Source organism: Arthrobacter sp. zg-Y820 (genome assembly GCF_030142155.1).
Taxonomy (GTDB): domain Bacteria; phylum Actinomycetota; class Actinomycetes; order Actinomycetales; family Micrococcaceae; genus Arthrobacter_B.
Genome location: NZ_CP126247.1, coordinates 1,607,382 through 1,621,277 on the forward strand (window position 1 = coordinate 1,607,382; position 13,896 = coordinate 1,621,277).

The 13,896-nt window shown below is 66.5% G+C and carries 14 protein-coding genes; 6 read left to right on the forward strand and 8 right to left on the reverse strand.

Features of this window, described 5'->3' with window-relative positions:
* Positions 1 to 54: 54 nt before the first annotated feature.
* The 3 genes from QNO08_RS07190 to QNO08_RS07200 all read right to left on the reverse strand — a co-directional run bounded on the left by QNO08_RS07190 (position 55) and on the right by QNO08_RS07200 (position 3,880).
* On the reverse strand, positions 55 to 1,326 hold the full coding sequence (locus QNO08_RS07190; RefSeq protein WP_229966821.1) for a TetR/AcrR family transcriptional regulator: 1,272 nt from the start codon (positions 1,324 to 1,326) through the stop codon (positions 55 to 57).
* A gap of 161 nt (positions 1,327 to 1,487) precedes the next feature.
* Positions 1,488 to 2,750: an acyl-CoA dehydrogenase family protein gene (locus QNO08_RS07195; protein WP_229966820.1), complete on the reverse strand. Its 1,263-nt coding sequence runs from the start codon at positions 2,748 to 2,750 to the stop codon at positions 1,488 to 1,490.
* Positions 2,747 to 3,880, reverse strand: coding sequence for an acyl-CoA dehydrogenase family protein (locus tag QNO08_RS07200; RefSeq protein ID WP_229966819.1), 1,134 nt, complete (start codon positions 3,878 to 3,880; stop codon positions 2,747 to 2,749). Before QNO08_RS07200 ends, QNO08_RS07195 begins: the two co-directional genes overlap by 4 nt.
* Positions 3,881 to 4,042: 162 nt before the next feature.
* On the opposite strand from QNO08_RS07200, the gene QNO08_RS07205 reads away from it, so the two are divergent.
* The 6 genes from QNO08_RS07205 (at position 4,043) to rpe (ending at position 9,428) form a co-directional block, all read left to right on the forward strand.
* Positions 4,043 to 4,492, forward strand: a complete 450-nt coding sequence (locus QNO08_RS07205) for a nuclear transport factor 2 family protein (protein WP_229966818.1) — start codon at positions 4,043 to 4,045, stop codon at positions 4,490 to 4,492.
* A gap of 100 nt (positions 4,493 to 4,592) precedes the next feature.
* The gene (locus QNO08_RS07210; RefSeq protein WP_229966817.1) at positions 4,593 to 5,477 is read left to right on the forward strand and encodes a PD-(D/E)XK nuclease family protein; all 885 of its coding nucleotides are present in this window, start codon (positions 4,593 to 4,595) and stop codon (positions 5,475 to 5,477) included.
* Between the two features lie 162 nt (positions 5,478 to 5,639).
* Positions 5,640 to 6,242, forward strand: a complete 603-nt coding sequence (def, locus tag QNO08_RS07215; protein ID WP_229966816.1) for a peptide deformylase — start codon at positions 5,640 to 5,642, stop codon at positions 6,240 to 6,242.
* A gap of 12 nt (positions 6,243 to 6,254) precedes the next feature.
* On the forward strand, positions 6,255 to 7,184 hold the full coding sequence (gene fmt, locus QNO08_RS07220) for a methionyl-tRNA formyltransferase (protein ID WP_229966815.1): 930 nt from the start codon (positions 6,255 to 6,257) through the stop codon (positions 7,182 to 7,184).
* Entirely contained in the window at positions 7,181 to 8,734 is a 1,554-nt protein-coding gene (locus QNO08_RS07225; protein WP_229966814.1) for an RsmB/NOP family class I SAM-dependent RNA methyltransferase, read from the forward strand. The genes fmt and QNO08_RS07225 overlap by 4 nt, the downstream gene beginning before the upstream one ends.
* A 25-nt stretch (positions 8,735 to 8,759) precedes the next feature.
* Positions 8,760 to 9,428: a ribulose-phosphate 3-epimerase gene (gene rpe / locus QNO08_RS07230; protein WP_229966813.1), complete on the forward strand. Its 669-nt coding sequence runs from the start codon at positions 8,760 to 8,762 to the stop codon at positions 9,426 to 9,428.
* 124 nt (positions 9,429 to 9,552) lie between these two features.
* Here rpe and QNO08_RS07235 read toward each other — a convergent pair whose 3' ends face one another.
* The 5 genes from QNO08_RS07235 to QNO08_RS07255 are packed head-to-tail and all read right to left on the reverse strand — an operon-like array spanning position 9,553 to position 13,887.
* Entirely contained in the window at positions 9,553 to 11,286 is a 1,734-nt protein-coding gene (locus tag QNO08_RS07235) for an FAD-binding protein (RefSeq protein ID WP_229966812.1), read from the reverse strand.
* Positions 11,283 to 11,531, reverse strand: coding sequence for a biotin/lipoyl-containing protein (locus QNO08_RS07240; RefSeq protein ID WP_229966811.1), 249 nt, complete (start codon positions 11,529 to 11,531; stop codon positions 11,283 to 11,285). The genes QNO08_RS07235 and QNO08_RS07240 overlap by 4 nt, the downstream gene beginning before the upstream one ends.
* Positions 11,524 to 12,522, reverse strand: a complete 999-nt coding sequence (locus tag QNO08_RS07245; protein WP_229966810.1) for an alpha-ketoacid dehydrogenase subunit beta — start codon at positions 12,520 to 12,522, stop codon at positions 11,524 to 11,526. Before QNO08_RS07245 ends, QNO08_RS07240 begins: the two co-directional genes overlap by 8 nt.
* A complete protein-coding gene (locus tag QNO08_RS07250) occupies positions 12,515 to 13,531 on the reverse strand; it encodes a thiamine pyrophosphate-dependent dehydrogenase E1 component subunit alpha (protein ID WP_229966809.1) in 1,017 nt (338 codons plus the stop codon). The genes QNO08_RS07245 and QNO08_RS07250 overlap by 8 nt, the downstream gene beginning before the upstream one ends.
* Complete coding sequence (locus QNO08_RS07255; RefSeq protein WP_229966808.1) at positions 13,528 to 13,887, reverse strand: 2Fe-2S iron-sulfur cluster-binding protein; 360 nt, start codon at positions 13,885 to 13,887, stop codon at positions 13,528 to 13,530. The genes QNO08_RS07250 and QNO08_RS07255 overlap by 4 nt, the downstream gene beginning before the upstream one ends.
* Between the last annotated feature and the right edge of the window lie 9 nt (positions 13,888 to 13,896).

The window sequence follows — 13,896 nt, forward strand, 5'->3', positions numbered from 1 at the left end:
TCACCGAGGTACCTGAAGACCGAGGCTGGAGCGGCCCCGGCACCGGGGGAGTCCTTACCGCGGGGTAAGGGCGCCTCTGAGCAGGTGTTCGCGCAGGAATGCCTGAATCCGCCGCTGGCTGGTTCGCTCATGGCGCCCCGAAGCGCTCCACAGCACGCTGCGCACATAGCTGGCCAGGATGTCCGGCGCCGCATACCTCTGGATCCGCCCTTCATCCTGGCCCTGCCCGAGCAGACCGGCGAGCAGCTCCTGCCGTTCTTTCGTGTGCCTGACATAGCGGTTCACCGGGGCCTGGGATTCTTGCTGGCGGTTCCAAATCAGCGACATCATGTGGGCCTCGTCCGTGAACCGGCGCGCCGCGTAAGCTACGCCGAATGCCAGTGCGTCCAGGGATTCGGCCTCCGATTCGGCTTCCGTGGTCAGGGCAACCCGGAGCAGTGCGTCGAGCTGCTCGTCGTAGTTGTCGACAATCTCAGCAAAAAGCGCCTGCTTGGACTCGATCCGCCGGTAGAGCGTGCCCATCCGGACTTCGGCAGCCTCGGCAATGTCGCGGATGGTCGTGGCATCGAAACCCCGGCGGGCAAACTCGCGCCGCGCGGCGGTGACAATCTGGGCGCGGGTCTCGTCTCCGGCGTCGGGCTGGACCTGGTGGGCGATCACATCCTTGACGGCTGCCATCGGGGCGGAAGCATCGAGCGAGGCATTGTCGGGGCCGTCCAGCACGACGCCGTGGAGCAGCAGATCGCACAGCAGGCGGGAGGATTCGTCCACGCCCCGGGGATCGCCGGCGCTTACGCCCGGGCTGACCGCGAGGCCCTGCAGGGCGTAGGTCAGCATGTCCTGGTCCATCACGCCCGGCGGTGCCAGCGGTGCCAGGTCTGCAATCACAGAGCGCCATACCCGCTGCAGGGCGGCCGGGCGGTGGTTGACCGCTGCGGAGAAACGCTTGCTGGCGACCGTCGGCGCTTCGAAGATGCGCAGGCCCAGCGCAGGCGCATGCTGCTTGCCGACGACGGAGACGTCGGCGACGAGCCGGCGGAGGCGGTCTTCCGGGGGCAGCGCCGTGTGCTCGGGTGTGCGGAAATCGACCGCAACCTTGTAGAGCGCAGCGTGGAAGGCATCCGAGAGTTCAATCGCGATTGTCTCTTTGGCCGCGAAGTGGTGGTAGAGGCTGCCGGGAAGAATACCGACAGCCTGGGCAATGTCGTTCATGGTGGTTGCCGCGTAGCCCTTGGAAGCAAAGAGTGCCCCAGCAGCCGCGCGGATCTCGTCGGTGCGGGCGCCCCCCGACTGCGGCACATCGATGGTTGCAGCTTCGCTTGGCATGGGCGTCCCTCTATAGGCGGGTCGCAACCCGCGGTGGCGGATCGCAGACCTTAATCGGTGTCCGGCGGGAGGAATGCCCCCGGAGCAAATATTAGCGCAGGCACCCCGAGTTTTCGGGGCCTGAGACGGTTCCCGGGGCCGTTTGGCCTCGGAAACATGTGTCAGGCGCCGCCCCGCTTGACGTCCTTGAAGGCGACGCCGCGGTCGGCAGCTGCCTCCCGGGGCATGCCAAGGACGCGTTCGCTGATGATGTTGCGGGCGATTTCAGTGCTGCCGCCGCCGAGGCTTCCGGCCTGGCGGGAGAGGTAGCGCAGGCCTGCTTGTCCGTGGCCCGGGTCCTGAAGGCTTGGCCCCGCGACGGCGTTTGCGCCGGCGATCCGGAAGGCGGCGTCGTACTCGGTCCAGGTGCGCTCGGCCTCGAACAGCCGGAGGATCGAGCTTGCCTGGGGAGTGAGTTCGCCCGTGGCGATGGCGCTGCCGATGCGGCGCACCAGCTGTTTGGACACCACCTGCATGATGCGAACATCGGCGAGCTGGTCGCGGACGGAGGTGTCGCCAAGCTGGCCCGTTTCGCGGGCCAGTTCGAGCAGGTTGGGGCCGTGCGCCGCCTTGCTGAACCGGGGACCGCTGACATACGGCGATCCGCCGCCCATCGCGTTGCGCTCGTGGAAGAGCTGCTGCGAGGCGGTTGCCCACCCGTCGTCGACCGCGCCGACGACGTTTCCGGCCGGCAGGCGCACGTCGTCAAAAAAGACCTGGCAGAACTCGTTGGCGCCGTTGACCAGTTTGATGCGGTGGACCGTGACGCCCGGTGCTTTCAGCGGCAGGATGAACATTGTCAGTCCGCTGTGTTTGGGAACGTCCCAGTTGGAGCGGGTCAGGCAGAGCCCGTAGTCCGCGGCGTAGGCAGCCGAGCTCCAGACCTTGGAACCGTTTATCGTCCAATCCTCGCCGTTCCGCTCCGACTTGGTGATGACACCGGCCAGATCGGAGCCGCCGCCCGGCTCCGAAAGCAGCTGGCACCAGACATCCCGTCCGCTGATGATGCCCGGCAGGTACTGCTTTTTTTGCTCCTCAGTGCCCAGGTCCAGGATCGTTGCCGCGCAGATCGCCACGGACGGCACGTTCAGGACGATCGGCAGTTCGTAGCCTGCCGCCTCCTCGTTGAAAGCATGCTGATGGTCGGGGCCGAGTCCCAGGCCGCCGTACTCCTTGGGAAAGCAGATGCCGGCGAATCCGCCGGCATGGATTCGGCCCTGCAGAACCCGCGCCCGCAGCCAGACGTCGTCGTCGATGTTGCCGGCGGGAGTGTCCGCAGCCGGCGGCAGGTTCTCCGCCAGCCAGGCGCGGGCGCGCAGCCGGAACTCTTCCACGGGCTCGGTGCCGGTCGCGTCGGCGGTTCCGGTGCTGGTGGCGGTGCTCATGCTGCGTTCCCTTCGAGAGTGGCGGCGATCCGCCGGCGGTGTTCATCGGGGGTGCCGTACAACGCACGGTCGCAGGCAGTGCGGCGCAGGTACAGGTGAAGGTCATGCTCCCAGGTGACACCGAGCCCGCCGTGCAACTGGACGAAGTCCTGCAGGATGGCCGGCACCTTGTCGCCTACGTAGGCCTTGGCGATGCTCACCATTTCGTGCGCATCCGGAGCACCCGAGTCCAGCGCGCCGGCGGCACCGGCTGTGGTGGCCAGGCACGCCTCCATGGCCGTCTTGTTGTCAGCCATTCGGTGTTTGAGCGCCTGATAGGAGGCCAGGGGGCGTCCGAACGTGTAGCGGTCAAACATCCATTGGACAGTCACATCGAACATGGCCTGGAGGGCGCCGGTCATCTCGGCAGCGGCGAGCAGGGCGGTGTTGTGCAGCTGCGTTTCGACGGCTTCCCGGGCTGCCTCTCCGCGCTGCACCACCGCCCCCGGCGGGACCACTGCACCTGCAAAGGAGAGAGTGGCGAAGCGGCGGGTGGCATCCAGCGACCACGACGGCGTGACCGAGAGCCCCGGGGTGTCGCGGGGGACAAGGACCTGGACCGGGCCCCCGGGGCTGTGGGCGGTCACCAGGAAAAGGTCGGCGGATTCGCCGGCTTCGACCCGGTCCTTGGTTCCCGACAGTGTGAAGCCGCCACCGGGCAGGGGATCGGCCGCCGTTCCGGGGGTCGACGAGTCCCAGCCGCGCGAAGGTTCGTAAAACGCCCAGCTCGCAAGGCTGTCGCCGGTCATAATCGCCTCGATCGCCTCAGCGTGGGCTTCACCGGCAGCGGCCAGCCCGGTCAGGACGGCGCTTGTGGTCAGTAACGGTCCGGGAGCGCAGGTGCGGCCAAACTCCCGGGCCACCAGGCACAGGTCCCGCAGCGGTTCTCCGGAAACCGTTCCTCCGCCAAGGTCTTCCGGAACGAGCATGGCCGTCCACCCAAGCTCGGCACCCTGCGACCACCACGTCCGGTCGGTGCCCGCACCGGAGTCGGCCAGAGCGCGGATCTGTGGGCTGCTGCTCGTCTTGTTGAGGAAGTTCCGCGTGGTGTCGCGGAAGGTTTTCTGGTCGGGAGTGAGGTCGGAGTCCATGACTGGTACCTGGCGGCTCTCTGATGAGGGGAACAACGTTTCCCTCATGGAATCACGGAACAAAAATTTGGTCCAGCCCCCCTTGTGTCCGGGTCGACTCTCAGCTAGTTTTGGCGACGAGCGGGCATTCCCGAGCCACGTGACAGCACAAGGAGCTAAACGATGGAACTGACCGAAGCGGTTGCCCGGCTCGAAATCCAACAACAACTGGCGAACTACGCCACCGGCGTGGATGAACAGGACTGGGAGCTTTACAAGTCCGTTTTCACGGAGAACGCGGACGTGGATTACTCCAACTCCCTGCCGCTGCGCGGCACTCCCGAAGAGATCGTGGCCTTCTTTGAGCCGATCTTTGGTGCGATGTCCTGGACGCAGCATTACATCACCAATTTCAGCTACCGCTTTGAGGGCAGCGAATGCCAGGTGCGCGCCTTCTTCTACAACCCGTGCGTGCTGCCGGGAGAAAAAACCACCTCGCATCACTACGGTTACTACGACCACCGGTTCGTGCAGACCGACGCAGGATGGAAGAGCGCCCACATGGTCGAGACCATGCTGCACCGCGAGGCCAGCGCGCCGGCTGCGACCCGGGACACCGCGAGCCTCTCCTGACGACCCTCGTCGGACAGCCCTTCGTGACCAGCCGCGGTGCGGAAAGCTGGGCGGGTACCCGTTTTGCATAAACGTCGGTGCCGGGTGACAAACTGAAGACATGACTGATCCAGCTCTGGCACATGCAACAGAATTCGGGCGGATGTACTCCCGCTCCCTCTCGGAACCTCCCACGGTGCCGTCCATCACCACGGTCATTTCCCAGGGGTCCATGACCTCGTTGGACGGATGGCACGGGCACATGGCAGCCACTGCCGTCGTCAAGGATCCGAAGCTTGCTGCCAGCCTGGGCAACCCGGGAGCCCTGCGCAGCGTGGTCAAGGAAGCGTCGCGCGCCTCGGAACGGTATCGGAATTCCGCAGCCGAACGAGGCACCCGGGTGCATTTTTACTGCGAGCAGGTATCGCTGCGTGCCCTGGATCTTCCGCATGAACTGGAAGCAGCACGCACAGCGCTCCTGGAACACGGCGAGCACCAGTTCGCAGACCGCTTCGACGAATGGTGGGACCTCTACCAGGTGGAGCCCCTGGCGCCGGAGATCACCGTGTGGAATGACGAAGTGGGTTACGCCGGAACCCTGGACCTGGTGGCCCGTATCAACGGCCGGCTCTGCCTGATCGACTACAAGACCAAAAACACTGACCGCGACGGGCAGGTCAAGCCGCTGGATGACAAGGTGGTTATGCAGCTGGTCGCCGGAATGAAGGCTAAAGAATCGCTCGTCGACGCTGGTAAGGGCATCTGGGAGCCCTGGGCCTACGGAGAGGATCCGTTGCTGCTCGGCGTTGCGGTCGGGCAGACCGAGGTCCGGCCGATGCGCGCCAACCCGGCGGTTCTGCCGCAGCACTGGTTCAAGTTCTGCGCTCTCCGCCGGCTCTGGCAAACCTCGTACGACGTCGCGGGCGCCGGGCCGGCCCTGCTGCCCATTTCGCCGCCTCCGGTCGGAGCCCACGCGGTTTCCGCTGCGCAGCCCTCCGCCACGTAAGCCGTCCCGCAAGCTCCACCCCCGGGCCCGCGAAGTGCCCGAGGCGATGCATCATGTCCGGCCCAACTAGACTGGTACTTGGACAGATCTGCGTCCTAAGATTTCGCACCACCCTGCATCACCGTGCACCAGTCAGCAGCAACAGTAAGGAACGAACCCCAGATGGCAATCCTGAACATCCGGATTATCGGCGACCCAGTCCTGCGGACCCCCGCCGAGGAAGTTACGGACTTCGGGCCTGAACTGGCCAAGCTCGTTGCCGACATGGAAGAAACCATGGAGGACGTTGACGGTGCCGGCCTCGCCGCGCCGCAGGTCGGCGTCAGTCTCCGGGTCTTTACCTACCGGATCGACGGCCAGGCCGGACACGTCGTCAACCCCGTCCTGGAACTGAGCGAAGACCGGCAGGAAGACCAGATGGAGGGCTGCCTCTCGATCCCCGGCCTGGGCTACCCGGTGCCGCGGTACCGCTGGACCCGAGTCACCGGCGTGGATAAGAACGGCAACCCCGTCAGCGTCGAGGGTGAAGGAATGCTGGCCCGCGCCTTCCAGCACGAAACCGACCATCTGGACGGTGTGCTGTACATCGACCGGCTGGAAGGTGAAAACCGCAAGAAGGCCCTGCGCGCCATCCGCCAGGCGGACTACGACGCCATTGCCGGACGCACGACGGCGGAGCGCGCCCAGACGGTGGGCTCGGCCTTCGGAGCCGGAGCGTCCTTCGGCGGCGGATCCTTCGGTTCCGGCATCCGCGGACAGGCCTAGCGGCCCGTGGCCATGCGCGTACTTTTCGCCGGCACCCCGTCCGTCGCCGTCCCCTCACTGAACGCCCTGCTGGAAGCCGGCTTCGACGTCGTCGCGGTACTCACCCGCCCCGACGCGCCGCTGGGCCGCAAACGCACGCTCACGCCGTCGCCCGTTGCCGCCCGCGCTGAGGAACTCGGCCTGCCCGTGATCCGCGCCGCCAAGATCGACGACGACGCCGTCGCCGCCATCCGTGCCGCCAACCCCGACGTCGCGGCGATCGTGGCCTACGGCGGACTGATTCCGGAACGGGCCCTGAGCATCCCCGCGCACGGCTGGATCAACCTGCACTTTTCCCTGCTGCCGGCCTGGCGCGGCGCGGCACCGGTGCAGCACGCGGTGATCAACGGCGACGACGTCACCGGAGCCTCCACCTTCCTGCTCGAAAAGGGCCTGGACACCGGACCGGTATACGGGCAGCTGACGGAAACCGTTTCCCCGGAGGACACCAGCGGCGCGCTCCTGGAACGGCTTTCGCACAGCGGTGCCGTGCTGCTCGCCCAAACCCTCTCGGCGATCCACGCCGGCGCAGCACACGCGGTGCCGCAGTCCGGCGACGTGACGCTGGCACCCAAACTGACCATTGACGACGCGCGGGTGGATTGGCACCAGCCGGCGCTGGCCATCCGCCGGCGGATCAACGGCGTGACACCCGAACCGGGAGCCTGGACCACCTGGGACGGCGCCCGGTTCAAGATCGGCTCGGCAGCGCTGCGCCCGGACATCACCGATCTGGCTCCCGGCCAGGTCCGCTTCACCGGAGGCACACAGGCATCCGCCGTGGTGGGCACCGGATCCGTCGGCCTGGAACTGGTGCAGGTACAGCCCGCCGGCAAGAAAATGATGCCGGGGGCCGACTGGGCCCGCGGCCTGGCCAACCGTGAGGACGTGGTCTTCGAATGACCCCGCAGAACAGCACTCCCCAGAACCAAAACTCCTCGGCCAAAGCGTCCCAGGGCTCTTCGGGAAGCAACAAGGAACGGAACGAGAAGGGCCGCGAACGCAGCCGTCCCGCCGTCCGCAGCCGCACCGCCCAGGCGCCGGGACAGCGCACCCGCGCCGCTGACCCGGCCCGGCTGGTGGCCTTCGAGGTACTGCGCGCCGTCTCCGAGGACGACGCCTACGCCAACCTGGTGCTGCCCAAGAGCATCCGCAAGCACCAGCTCGACAAGCGCGATGCCGGCTTCGCCACCGAACTTGCCTACGGTGCCCTCCGCGGGCAGGGCACGTACGACGCCGTCCTGGCCAAGTGCGTGGACCGCCCGCTGGATAAGCTCGACCCCGCCGTTCTGGACGCCCTGCGCATCGGCGCTCATCAGCTGCTGGCCATGCGGGTTCCGCCCCATGCGGCCCTGGACCAGACCGTCGGCCTGGCCCGCGCCGTCATCGGCGCCGGGCCCTCAGCGCTGATCAATGCCGTGCTGCGCAAGGTGGCCGCCCGTGACCTGGACACCTGGGTCGCGGAGCTGACCCGGGACGAAACCGACGCCACCCGCCGCGCAGCCATCGAACACAGCCATCCGGAATGGATCGTCCGCGCCCTGCGCCAGTCCCTCGTGGCCCACGGCCGCAGCGTCGACGAAATCACCGAACTGCTCAAGGCCGACAACGACGCCCCGGTCGTGAACCTGGTGGCCCTGCCCGGCCTGGGAAACCTGGACGAGGCCCGCGCCGCCGGAGCCGTTGACGGCGAACTCGTGGTGGACTCGGCACTGTACTCGGCCGGCGACGTCGGCCGCCTGGACTCGGTGCGGGCCGGCACCACCCGCGTGCAGGACGCCGGCTCGCAGCTGGTCGCCCGCGCCCTCGCCGGCCTGGACCTGGGTGACCGCACCGCTGACGGAAGCCGCGACGGCGAACAGTGGCTGGATCTGTGCGCCGGACCCGGCGGCAAGGCGGCGCTGCTTGCCGCCCTGGCCAACGAACAGGGCGCCGTCCTGCTGGCCAACGAACCGGCGGCACACCGCGCCAAACTGGTCCGCCAGGCGTTGGAGGCCGTTCCGGGCGAGGTCTGGGATGTGCGCACCGGCGACGGACGCAGCATCGCCGAGCAGTATCCGGACACCTTCGACCGCATCCTGGTGGACGCCCCGTGCACCGGCCTCGGCGCCCTGCGCCGCCGGCCGGAATCACGTTGGCGCCGCAAGCCCTCCGACGTGGGGGAGCTGGGTGCACTGCAGCGGGACCTGCTCACCGCCGCCGTCGACGCCGTGAAGGCCGGCGGCGTGGTGGCCTACGTGACGTGCTCGCCGCATCCGGCCGAGACCACCGCCGTCGTCACCGACGTGCTGCGCCTGCGCAACGACCTGGAGTTGCTCGATGCCGGCGCCGCACTGGACTCCGTCAGCCTGACTGGAAACCTGGGCGCCGGACATGAGTCGACCGCGCAGCTGTGGCCGCACATCCATGCCACCGATGCCATGTTCCTGGCCCTGATCCGCCGCAAGCCCTGATTTCAGCAAGTCCACAAGGAGAACCATGAGCAAGTGCTGCATCAACCCGAGCATCCTCTCGGCCGACTTCGTCAACCTGCAGGCCGAGCTGGAACGGATCAGCACCGCCGATGCCGTCCACGTGGACGTAATGGACAACCACTTCGTGCCGAACCTGACCCTGGGTTTGCCCGTAGTGCAGCGGATCCAGGAGGTCAGCACGCTGCCGCTGGACGCGCACCTGATGATTTCCGACGCCGACCGCTGGGCTCCGGCCTACGCGGAGCTGGGACTGGCATCGGTGACCTTCCATGTGGAAGCGGCCGCCGCGCCGATCAAACTGGCCCGGGACATCCGCGACCGCGGAGCCAAGGCCGGCATGGCGCTGCGTCCGGCCACCCCGGTTGAGCCGTACCTGGACATGCTCTCCGAGCTGGACATGCTGCTGATCATGACCGTGGAGCCGGGCTTCGGCGGGCAGAAATTCCTGGACATCACGCTGCCGAAGATCCGCCGGGCCGCCGAGGCCATCCGCGGCTCCGGCCTGCCGCTGGCACTGCAGGTGGACGGCGGCATTTCCGCCGACACGATTGAACGCGCGGCCGAGGCCGGAGCCAACGTGTTTGTGGCCGGATCGGCCGTGTACGGCAGCGGGGATCCCAACGAGGCGATCCGTAAGCTCCGCGATGCCGCGCAGGCCGTCTCCGCCGGCTGAGGGCAGATTCGACTGTTTCGGGAAATCCCTGCCCTTGCCGGCAGGGATTTCCCGAAATGGCAGCAGAATCCCGGAGAACCCGAGGCGGGCAACCGGGATCCGCCTGAACGCTGTGCCGAATCCGTTAGGACGGTTCGGGCAGCAGCAGTTCAGGCGCCGCTTCCTTCTGAGCCTGATGATTCCTTTCAATGGCAGTGTCCATCGCGTGACGTGCGGCGATGTAGCCGAAGACCATCGAGTATGCGATGCTCGCTCCGGCCCCTGGATAGTGGCGTCCCATTACGGTCGCCGTGGAGTTGCCGGTTGCATACAGCCCGGGAATCGGGCCTTCTGCGGACAGAACGCGCCCGGACTCGTCGGTAAGGAACCCGCCGGATGTACCGACGTCGGCCGGCACGATTTCGAACGCGTAGTAAGGCCCGGTATCCAGCGGCCCGACCGCAGGATTCACCACGAAGGGGTTGGGATCACCCAGACAGTGGTTGTAGGCGGAACTTCCCCGACCGAACTCCGGATCGCGCCCCTGCACAGCGTGCCGATTGAATTTCGCCACTTGGTCGGCGAGACCCTCCGGATCGATCCCGCACTGCACGGCCAGCTCAGCCAGCGTGTCCGCACGCTTCAGGAGCCCGGAATCCAGCCACTCCTTCGGCAGCTGCCCAAACCGAAGGCTGGCCTTGTGCGCATACGTCCGGCGATAGCGGTCATCGAAGATGAGCCAGGAGGGAACGGCGCCGGTGACCTTCTGCCGGGCAAACATCGCCTTGCCAATCTCAACGTACGAGTTGGATTCGTTGACGAACCGCCGCCCGTCCGCGCCCACCATTATGGTGCGGGGGCGGTTTCTCGCCGCCGACAGCGTGCCGGCGGCCAGCTCCCGGCGAGGGCTCGGAAGCCACCAGGCTTCGTCCATCAGATCGGTCAACGCCCCCAGCTCGAGGGTCGCGGCTATGGTGTCACCGGTATCTCCCGGATTGGCCATTGTCCACGACGGATCGGGGCATTGGTCGCCGCCATACTCCTGCCGCAGGTCGGCATTGCGGGCGAAGCCTCCTGCGGCCATGACGACACCGTGCCGGGCACGGACCGCGACCGGCTTGCCGTCCCGTTCAAGACGCACACCCGTCACGACGCCCTCTTCGACGACGTATCCGCGGAACGACGTGTCCAGCCAGAGATCCACGCCACTGTCCACGCACATTTTGACCAGTTCAGCCACGAGCGCCGTCCCGTTCGTCAGGACGGGACGCTTGGTGACGCCGGCGGTCCATGTCCGCAACTGCACCCGCGCCGCCGTGACCAGCGACCGCGGCGACCGGTTGAAGTACTGCACGTCGCGCAGTTCGTTGGTCATGACAGCCATGCCAAGGCCGGAGGCCATGCCCGGCTGGATCTTGGACAGCCACTTGCCGAGCCGCCGCCCGGCGAAGGGCAGAGGCTCGATCGAACGCCCGGTTGCGTGGCCGCCCTCGTGGTTCGAGTAATAGTCGCTGTAGTTCACGCACCGCGTGAAGCGTGCGCCTTTTCGCTCCAGCAGGCGAATCATGGCCTGGCCCTCGTGGATGAACGCCCGACGGCGCGCAACGGTCGATGCCGCCCCGACGTCGCCGACTGTGGAAGCGAAATACTGCATTCCCAGCTCGTCGGAGTCTTCGATCCCGTCCTTCTGCATCAGCGGGTTGTTCGGAAGCCACATAACTCCGCCGGACATCGCAGTGGACCCGCCGAAGAGGTCGCGCTTCTCCACGACGAGCGCACGGCCTCCTGCCTCACGTGCAGCGATGCCGGCGAGCAGGCCGCCTCCACCGCTGCCGATCGCGACGACGTCGAATTCCTCGTCCCACACGACGGCGTTCATGCTGCACGCTCGATCCGGCCGATTTCAGTGCCGACGGCGTACGTCTCTTCCCCGACGGCAGTGCCGTGCCGGAGCACGCCGCTTGTGGCCGCTTCGACCTCCGTTCCCACTTTGTCCGTCTCGACGCTGTAGATAACGTCGCCCTCGCCGATGGGTACACCATCCTCAACCAGCCATTCCACGAAAAGAACCTCCTCTGCCGACATCGAAATTTTCGGAATTTTCACAGCTACATAGTCAGACACGCATGGCTCCCATGGTTGTTCGTGCGGCGTCGACGATGCCATCGACACTGAGCGTTACGGCGGACTCCGAAGCCCGGGCCGGGATCGGAGTGAAGCGTGCGCCAACCCGTTGGACAGGCCCGTCGAGGATGCCGAACAGCTTGGCCGAAATCTGGGCCGCGATCTCCGCACCCGGACCTGCAACGGTGGTGGCGGTGTGTGCGATGACCGCGCGGCGCGTACGGCCCACGGATTCCAGGACCGTGTCCATGTCGAGCGGCAGCAGGGTGCGCAGGTCGATCACTTCGGCATCCACACCCTCTTCGCCGAGCCGCTCTGCCGCTTGCAGCGCCAGAGCGGTGGCCTGACCGTAGGTGACGATCGTGAGGTCTTTTCCTGGCTTGGCGACGACGGCCTTGCCGATGGGGACCCGGTGGCCGTCCCCGACCGGCACCTCGCCCTTGACCCCGTAGAGGCGCGACGCTTCGATGACCAGGACCGGGTCGGGATCGAAGATCGCCGAGAGCAGCAGACCTTTGGCATCGGCCGGATTGCTCGGGTAGACCACCTTCATGCCGGGCACGTGCATGAACCAGGCTTCGAGCGACTGGGAGTGCGTGCCGCCGGAGCCAGTGCCTGCGAATACCGCTGTGCGGACCGTGATCGGGCTCGTCGTCCTGCCGCCTGACATGTAGCGCACCTTCGCGGCGTGGTTGACGATCTGATCCATGGCGATCCCGATGAAATCCATGATCATGATTTCGGCAACGGGCTTGTATCCCTCGATCGCGGCACCGACGGCGGCACCAATGATCGCTGCCTCAGAGATCGGAGTGTTCATGACCCGGTCTGCGCCGTACTTTGTCGCAAGCCCTCGGGTCACCGCGTTGACGCCGGCGGCCGGATCGGCCAGGTCCTCGCCCAGGAGGAAGACAGTCGGATCCGTCCGCAGCGCCTCGTCGAGCGCCTCGTTGAGCGCCTCTCGAATCGAAATAACACGGGTTTCAGTCATGGGTGACCACCAATCCATCGGCGTAGACATCGGACCGGATCTCTTCCATGTCCGGTAGGGGTGCTGCTAGGACCGTCTTGAGGGCTTCCTCGACCGCCTCGACGGATTCGGCGCTGATCTCATCGAGCTCCACCTGGGTAAATCCATGTGCCAGGAGATAGCGGGGGAACGTGATTATGGGATCAAGTTCACGCTGATGCGCCAGCTGTTGAGCGGGGATGTACGGGGCCGAGTCGCCGGCATAGTGACCTTCGAACCGGAACGTGACCGCCTCAATCAGTGTCGGCCCGCCGCCGGACCGTGCCCTGTCGACCGCCTCCGTCAATGCGAGAACCATGGCGACCGGGTCATTGCCGTCGACCGTGACTCCAGGCATGCCCACGCCCTTGGCCCGGTCGGCAACGTGCTCGATCGCCATGGTGTCCTCGACCGGCGTCATCTCGGCATAGAGGTTGTTCTGGCAGATGAAGACGACGGGGAGCTGCCAGGTGGCAGCCAGGTTGACGCCTTCATGGAATGAACCGGTGTTCGTCGCACCATCACCGAAAGTTACGGCCGTGACCCGGTCCGATCCGGACTTCACGGCTGCGAGTGCGACGCCCACTGCAATGGGCACACCCGAGCCGACAATCCCGGTCGTCAGCAGCACCCCGTGGTCCGGATCGGCGATATGCATCGTCCCGCCCTTACCCCGTGAGGCACCGACGGCAGTGCCCATGACCTCACCGATAATCTCGGTGAGGGGCACCCCCTTCGCCACATGATCGTGCAGTCCGCGGTAAGTGGTGATCAGCCGGTCGTCCGGGCGCAGCACCTGGCCGATCGCCGCCGATACCGCCTCCTGGCCGCGGGAGGGCCAGATGACAGTTGCAAGTTCACCGCGCTTGATGCCCTTGAGGATGCGCGTGTCCAGAGCTTCCTCACGCGTCATCGACCGCCAAAGCTCGCGGAGCACATCTGTGCCCAACTCCGGGGTCTTCCCGGACGTGCTGTCCTCGGATGCGCTCATGTCGCGCTCCTCTCCACTGGTTCCATGTTGTTGTCTTCGGACTCGGCCGGCCGAAAGCCCCTCTTCTCCACCACGAGCGACGAGCCCGTGCAGCGCAGTTGGCAGGCCAGCCGGATGAGACTGTCATTCCGCATTCGACCGGTCATCTTGAGTCGAATGGCATCGCGTTCCACCTCGTCGGCAGGGACGGCATCGCGCTCCCCGTCGACGATTTTGGTGAAGCAGGTCATGCAGTCGGCCTGGCCCCAGCATTGCGTTGGCCAGACGAATCCCTGGCGCCATGCCGCCTCGGCCACGGCCTCCCCGGGGTTGACCTCGAGGGTGACGCCGGCCGGCAGGATTTTTACGTGGGGCATACGCCACCC

What these genes read in the sequence shown, in the direction of transcription:
- QNO08_RS07190 (WP_229966821.1), bottom strand. Translation starts at nt 1,326, where the DNA reads ATGCCAAGCGAAGCTGCAACCATCGATGTGCCGCAGTCGGGGGGCGCC.
- QNO08_RS07195 (WP_229966820.1), bottom strand. Translation starts at nt 2,750, where the DNA reads ATGAGCACCGCCACCAGCACCGGAACCGCCGACGCGACCGGCACCGAG.
- QNO08_RS07200 (WP_229966819.1), bottom strand. Translation starts at nt 3,880, where the DNA reads ATGGACTCCGACCTCACTCCCGACCAGAAAACCTTCCGCGACACCACG.
- QNO08_RS07205 (WP_229966818.1), top strand. Translation starts at nt 4,043, where the DNA reads ATGGAACTGACCGAAGCGGTTGCCCGGCTCGAAATCCAACAACAACTG.
- QNO08_RS07210 (WP_229966817.1), top strand. Translation starts at nt 4,593, where the DNA reads ATGACTGATCCAGCTCTGGCACATGCAACAGAATTCGGGCGGATGTAC.
- def (WP_229966816.1), top strand. Translation starts at nt 5,640, where the DNA reads ATGGCAATCCTGAACATCCGGATTATCGGCGACCCAGTCCTGCGGACC.
- fmt (WP_229966815.1), top strand. Translation starts at nt 6,255, where the DNA reads ATGCGCGTACTTTTCGCCGGCACCCCGTCCGTCGCCGTCCCCTCACTG.
- QNO08_RS07225 (WP_229966814.1), top strand. Translation starts at nt 7,181, where the DNA reads ATGACCCCGCAGAACAGCACTCCCCAGAACCAAAACTCCTCGGCCAAA.
- rpe (WP_229966813.1), top strand. Translation starts at nt 8,760, where the DNA reads ATGAGCAAGTGCTGCATCAACCCGAGCATCCTCTCGGCCGACTTCGTC.
- QNO08_RS07235 (WP_229966812.1), bottom strand. Translation starts at nt 11,286, where the DNA reads ATGAACGCCGTCGTGTGGGACGAGGAATTCGACGTCGTCGCGATCGGC.
- QNO08_RS07245 (WP_229966810.1), bottom strand. Translation starts at nt 12,522, where the DNA reads ATGACTGAAACCCGTGTTATTTCGATTCGAGAGGCGCTCAACGAGGCG.
- QNO08_RS07250 (WP_229966809.1), bottom strand. Translation starts at nt 13,531, where the DNA reads ATGAGCGCATCCGAGGACAGCACGTCCGGGAAGACCCCGGAGTTGGGC.
- QNO08_RS07255 (WP_229966808.1), bottom strand. Translation starts at nt 13,887, where the DNA reads ATGCCCCACGTAAAAATCCTGCCGGCCGGCGTCACCCTCGAGGTCAAC.